The organism is Carnobacterium sp. (assembly GCF_032094055.1).
Classification (GTDB): Bacteria; Bacillota; Bacilli; order Lactobacillales; family Carnobacteriaceae; genus Carnobacterium_A.
In genome coordinates this window covers 1-6450 of record NZ_DAMDAK010000113.1, presented here as the reverse complement: position 1 = coordinate 6450, position 6450 = coordinate 1, and the positions used below count along the sequence as shown (strand labels likewise).

The 6450-nt window shown below is 33.8% G+C and carries 6 protein-coding genes and 1 pseudogene; 6 read left to right on the top strand and 1 reads right to left on the bottom strand.

The window, feature by feature from the left end:
* Positions 1-53 precede the first annotated feature (53 nt).
* From RT405_RS13525 to RT405_RS12590, 3 genes and pseudogenes are all read left to right on the top strand, one after another.
* Positions 54-742, top strand: a pseudogene (locus tag RT405_RS13525) (PTS transporter subunit EIIC); the annotation flags it as partial.
* A gap of 51 nt (positions 743-793) precedes the next feature.
* Entirely contained in the window at positions 794-1303 is a 510-nt protein-coding gene (locus tag RT405_RS13520) for a glucose PTS transporter subunit EIIB (protein ID WP_396163838.1), read from the top strand.
* A gap of 21 nt (positions 1304-1324) precedes the next feature.
* On the top strand, positions 1325-2524 hold the full coding sequence (locus RT405_RS12590) for a MalY/PatB family protein (protein WP_313470138.1): 1200 nt from the start codon (positions 1325-1327) through the stop codon (positions 2522-2524).
* A 263-nt stretch (positions 2525-2787) separates the two neighbouring features.
* Here RT405_RS12590 and RT405_RS12585 read toward each other — a convergent pair whose 3' ends face one another.
* The gene (locus RT405_RS12585; RefSeq protein WP_313470137.1) at positions 2788-3543 is read right to left on the bottom strand and encodes a MurR/RpiR family transcriptional regulator; all 756 of its coding nucleotides are present in this window, start codon (positions 3541-3543) and stop codon (positions 2788-2790) included.
* Between the two features lie 175 nt (positions 3544-3718).
* Here RT405_RS12585 and RT405_RS12580 point away from each other — a divergent pair, with 175 nt between their 5' ends.
* From RT405_RS12580 to RT405_RS12570, 3 genes are all read left to right on the top strand, one after another.
* Complete coding sequence (locus tag RT405_RS12580) at positions 3719-5032, top strand: 6-phospho-beta-glucosidase (RefSeq protein ID WP_313470139.1); 1314 nt, start codon at positions 3719-3721, stop codon at positions 5030-5032.
* Positions 5033-5058: 26 nt separating this feature from the next.
* On the top strand, positions 5059-5778 hold the full coding sequence (locus RT405_RS12575) for a glucosamine-6-phosphate deaminase (RefSeq protein ID WP_313470134.1): 720 nt from the start codon (positions 5059-5061) through the stop codon (positions 5776-5778).
* A 54-nt stretch (positions 5779-5832) separates the two neighbouring features.
* Positions 5833-6450: PTS transporter subunit EIIC (locus RT405_RS12570; protein ID WP_313470132.1), on the top strand; the 618-nt coding region annotated here is incomplete at its 3' end.

The window sequence follows — 6450 nt, the reverse complement described above, 5'->3', positions numbered from 1 at the left end:
CTCGTTACGATAAAGGAGTAGCTGCATTTTCTGGATTAGTTGGATATATTATTATGAATTTGTCCATCAACTTTTATCTAACAGAAGCAAATCTTTTGGCAGAACCTGAAGCATTAAGAGAAGCTGGGCAAGGAATGGTCATGGGTATCCAAACGATTGAGATGGGTGTTCTTGGCGGTATTATTGTAGGGATAATTGTTTCATCGCTGCATAAGCGTTTTCTGAAATTCAATTACCAGATGCTTTTGCCTTTTTCGGCGGAGCTCGCTTTGTACCTATCATCACATCATTAGTTTTAGGTGGAGTTGGCTTATTATTACCGATGATATGGCCTATATTTGGAGCAGCAATTACAGGTATTGGAAATTTAATTCAAAGAGCTGGAATCTTTGGTCCATTTTTATTTGGAGCTGGAGAAAGATTGCTACTTCCAACAGGACTACATCATATTTTAGTATCTATGATTCGTTTTACAGAAGCTGGTGGAACTCAAGTAGTCGACGGAACTACTATTTCTGGTGCTTTAAATATTTTTTACGCACAACTACAAAAAGGGCTGCCAATCAGTGCAGATGCAACAGCCTTTTTATCACAAGGTAAAATGCCAACGTTTATGTTTGGATTACCAGCAGCCGCACTAGCTATGTACAAGACAGCTAGACCAGAAAATAGATCGGCAATTAAAGGGTTATTGATTTCTGGTGTATTGGCTACTTTTGTAACAGGAATTACTGAACCAATTGAATTTTTATTCTTGTTTATTTCTCCACTATTGTATCTGTTTCATGTTATTATGACTGGATTAGGATTTATGGTTATGGCATTGTTGACAGTTAAAATTGGAAACACTGATGGTGGGATTTTAGATTTTCTTATATTTGGAGTACTGCAAGGAAACCAAACAAAATGGTATTTAGTTCTATTAGTCGGAGCTGCTTGGTTTGCTATTTATTACTTTGTTTTTAAATTCGCGATTGAAAAATTCAATTTAAAAACACCAGGAAGAGAATTAGTCAATGCAGATAATACAGATTATTCAGAAGAAGAGTTAGGGCACAAGAAAAAAGGCCAATATGATGCACCGGTTATATTATCAGCTTTAGGTGGTGCCGATAATATTGCTTCGTTGGATAATTGCGTTACTCGATTAAGATTAGTGGTTAACAGTATGGATAAAGTGGACGAAGACGTGTTGAAAGCAAATGGTGCTTTAGGGGTAATGAAGTTAGATGACCAAAACCTTCAAGTTATTATTGGTATGCAAGTAGCTACATTGAAAAACCAATTAGAACGACTAATATAGTAGAAAGGAGACAGTATTGTTTTGAAAAAAAGTAATTTTGATGAACCAATCGACAGAAGAGGATCATATTGTACACAATGGGATTATATAGAAGATCGTTTTGGAGTCAGTAATTTATTACCATTTACTATTTCCGATATGGATTTTGCAGTTCCTACTGTAATCAGTGAAGCTTTAAAAAGGAGAGAGAGCCATCCAGTTTATGGTTATACTCGATGGAACCATTCAGACTTTAAACACTCAATTATCAAGTGGTATGAAGAACGTTTTGCAACAAAGGTGGATCCAGACTGGATAGTTTATTCACCTTCAGTTATGTATACAATTTCAAGGTTGATTGAATTAAAATCAGCTATAGGTGATCAAATAGTTATTCAAACACCGGCATATGATGCATTTTTTAAAACTATTCGAAGCAATAAAAGAATGATAACAGAAAATCCCCTTGTCTATACTGATGGTGTTTATTCAATTGATTTTAATGATTTAGAGAAAAAATTAGCTGATGAAAAAACGACGATTTTTTTGTTGTGCAGTCCTCAAAATCCAACAGGGAGAATTTGGTCAAAAGATGAGTTGATCAAAATGATTCATCTATGTGATCGCTATAATGTGTTTTTGATTTCTGATGAAATTCATATGGATATCGTTCGTGAAGCCTACCAACATATTCCAGTAATTGCTTTAACAGATAAATTAGAATATCTAGCAATTTGTACTTCTGCCAGTAAAACATTCAATACTTCAGGATTGATAGGATCTTATGCTATAATTCCAAGCGAAAAATTGCAAGAAGAATTCCTGGAATTATTGAAAAATAGGGATGGGTTATCTTCTGCAAGCATTATGGGAATTGAAAGTATCATGGCTGGTTATAATTATGGTCAAGAATGGGTAGACGAATTGAATGATTATATTTCAGCTAATTTAAATTTAGTAGCTAAGTATTTGAAAGAACATATCCCAGAAATCCATTTTGTTGTCCCTGAATCTACATTTTTAGCCTGGATAGATATTAGCAACTTACCCTTTGAAATGAACGATTTACAGCAAGCACTCATTACAATTGGAAAAGTCGCTATTATGGATGGATCCATTTATGGTAAACAAGGAAAAGATTTTTTGCGTATGAATTTGGGATGTCAACGAAAAAAAGTACTAGAAGGCTTGGAAGGCTTGAAAAAAGCAGTAGACTATTTAAAGAAAGAAAAAAATGAGTAATCAGTTGGAAATAAGAATCACCTTCTAAGTATGCGACTTTTCGATTCTTCATCAAATAAGGTTAATGAGAAAATTTTAAACAGACTAGGCAAATTGCTTAGTCTGTTTTTTTTCTCTGATAAGTATAAGCCCATCACTAATAAAATCCAATTACAGAAGTTGGTGTAATTTCTGTAACCGAACGCCGTTAGTTTAAGGTAGTTTCCCATCTTTTATAAGGGTATGCATTCATGACGGTTACGCTGTATTTATTCAGCTCTCTGTTACTTATTAGATTTCTTCTTGTTTGCTTTCCTAACTTCTTTTGCTAAAAATTCAATAGTATACAGTGCTGGTATTTGAGAAGTAATGTCTGCATGTTTATTGTATTCTTTGGAAATATAATAAGGAATATTTACATCAGATAATTGGGCAATTGTTGATTTAGAGCTATTTGTAATGGAGATGATGGAGCTGTTAGTAAAGTTAAGATGATTTAAACAATTAATAATTTCGTTGGTTTCTCCAGAAACAGATAAAGCAATAATGCAAATTTTTTTAGATAAGCTTTTTGACACATAATCGATAGGTAAGTTTACAGGATCTTCAATTCTTAGCGCGATATTAAAAATGGAAGAAAAATATAGTGAACCGTATGCAGCTATAATGTTTGAAGAACCTGATCCTAAAAATAGAATCAATTCTTTATCCTTTAATAAATCAACTGCATCTTTTATTCTCTCTTGGTATAAAGGTTGAGTCGTTCTATTAACAAAATCTATTATTGCCATTTCGTCTATTCCCTCTAGAGAGGCTGTTTGATTTTCTTTTAAATACATATTTAATTTAATACGAAATTCTGAATACCCTTCACATTCAAATTTTCTACAAAAACGTAAGATACTAGTAGGGCTGGTGTGTGTATTACTGGCTAAATCCCGTATTCTCATATAGATGACTTGTTCCAAATGATCAGAAATATACTTGTATATATCTCTATCCAGAGGAGTTAATTCAGGGGTATAGTCTAAAAACAACATGTTAATCAGTCCTTTCAGTTTTGTAAATTAAATGTAGAACGCCCTGTTACTGTAATGTAACAGGTTCCAAAAGTCAAGTTGGTATCCTAAATAACTGGTAAATGTAACTATACATAATTTTTATATTATAATAAAGCCGAACAAATGAAAGCGTTATAATTTTTAAGGAGGTTATATTGTGGAAGGTATAAAAATTGTTACGATAGGCGGGGGCTCTAGCTACACTCCTGAATTAATTGAAGGGTTCATTAATCGTTATGATGAATTACCAATTAAGGAAATATGGCTGGTAGATATAGAGAAAGGACGTGAAAAATTAAACATCATTGGAGAACTTGCCAAAAGAATGGTTGAACAAGCCAAATTGCCTATCAACATTCATTTGACTTTTGACAGGGAAGAAGCTCTAAAAAATGCGGATTTTGTTACGACTCAATTTCGTATAGGGCAATTAGATGCTAGAGAAAAAGATGAAAAGATTCCTTTAAAGTACAATACGATTGGTCAAGAAACAAATGGTCCGGGCGGATTATTCAAAGGGTTAAGAACCGTTCCAGTTATTTTAGAAATCTGTTCTGATATGGAGAGGCTTTGTCCGGATGCTTGGTTGATCAACTTTACTAATCCTGCAGGAATGATTACGGAAGCCGTATTAAGATACAGCAATATAAAAAAAGTGGTTGGGTTGTGTAATGGACCTATTGGGATTGAAAAAGGAATAGCTGAATTACTAGAAGTTGACAAAGATGAAATTTTTGTTGAATTTACCGGTTTGAACCATATGGTTTTCGCTAAAAAAATTTATTTAAGAGGCAAAGATGTGACTAAAGAAGTTATGGAAAAAATGGTGAGCCAAGAAGAGTCTATTGGATTAAAAAACATTGAAGAAATCGGTTGGGAGCCAGAATTTTTAAAAAAACTTGGAATGATACCCATTGGCTATTTAAGATATTATTACCAAACATCAAGAATGCTAGCAGAACAGAAGAAATCGTGTGAGCATGAAGGAACAAGAGCAGAAGTAGTAAAAAAAGTAGAAAAAGATTTATTCGAACTATACAAAGATCCTAATTTATCAGTAAAACCAAAAGAATTAGAACAAAGAGGAGGAGCATACTATAGTGAAGCGGCATGTAATTTAATTAATTCTATTTACAATGATAAAAGAGATATCCAAACAGTTAATACACGTAACAATGGAGCTATCTTAGATATTGATCCTAATTCAGCTGTAGAAGTAAATTGTGTGATTACCAGTCATGGTCCGATCCCATTAACTACTGGAGAGCTGCCTATTTCAATCAAAGGCTTAGTTCAACAAATCAAATCATTTGAAAGAACAGCAATAGAAGCTGCCGTAACGGGAGATTATGATACAGCCTTATTAGCAATGACGATCAACCCGTTAGTTAACAGCGATACAGATGCAAAACATATGCTGGATGAATTACTGGAGGCACATAAAGAGTTCTTGCCTCAGTTTAAATAAAAAAAGTAAAGAAAGGAGGATAGATGATGCAACCTTTTAACTTAATAAAAACCCAAAATTATGAAGAGTTAAGTCAGGCAGCAAGCGAAATAATCATTAAAGTGTTAAAAGAGAACCCTCATTCTCTTTATTGCTTTGCTGGAGGTGACACTCCTGTTAGGACATTGGAGCTGCTGGTAAAAGCTCACCAGGAAAAAGAAATCAATTTATGTGATGCCTATTATATTGGATTGGACGAATGGGTAGGATTGGATCGTTCTAATGATGGAAGTTGTCTATCTTATATGAAAAGGAACCTCTTTGATCCTGCGAACATTCCTAAAGAACAAGTACATTTTTTTAATGCCACGTCTGAAGATTTAGAAAAAGAATGCAGCTTAGCAAATGAGTATATTAAAAAACATGGTGGGATAACGCTATCTTTATTAGGAGTCGGAGTAAACGGACATCTGGGATTTAATGAACCTGGTACTAGCTTTGAAAGTCAGGCTCACATCGTAGATCTGAATGATATAACCAAGAAAGTGGGCGAAAAATATTTTGAACAAGATGTAATGATCAGTCAAGGAATTACAGTAGGAATCAAACAACTATTAGAATCTAAGTACCTTATCCTTGAAGCAAGCAGTGAAACAAAAAAAGAAGCTATAAAAAAATTAATGGAAAGTAAGATAACTGAAGATTGGCCAGTAACAGCATTGAGGCTTCATACTAACTGTACAGTGGTGCTAGATGGAATGCTATAATTTGAAATTAAAAAAACTTTTATAACATTAAAATGATCAGAGGAGAGATGGTATATGTTAGAGGTATTTGAAAATAAAATTGTTCCTGTTCTGTTTAAAATTGGTCAAAATAAGCGATTGATTGCCATTCGTAATGGACTTTCAATCACGATTCCATTTACTATTATTGGAAGCTTTTTCTTAATTATCGGAAATCTCCCGATACAAGCATGGATGGATTTTATTTCTCCATATTCAGAGATATTAAATGCACCTGTAAATGTAACTTTTGGTATGCTGGGATTGATCTCCGCTATTGGAATTGGTTATTACATGGGAGAACAATTAGATGTAGAGCCGATTTCTAATGCTGTGATTACGTTGGTAGCCTTTTTGCTAGCTACACTGTCAAAAGAAAATACATTAGATATTGATTCCTTGGGAGCTGTAGGAATGTTCACAGCTATCATTGTCTCTTTGTTTACTGTTGAAGTTTACCGATTCTTTATTCGTAATAATATAACCATTAAAATGCCTGAAGGAGTTCCGCCTGCTGTTGCTCAATCTTTTATTAGTTTGATTCCAGCATTTGTCATTATTACTGTAATCTGGATTGCTCGAGTCATTATAGGAGTCGATCTAAACGCAATTATTCAAACAGTTTTTCAACCACTAGTATTTGGCTTAGATAGT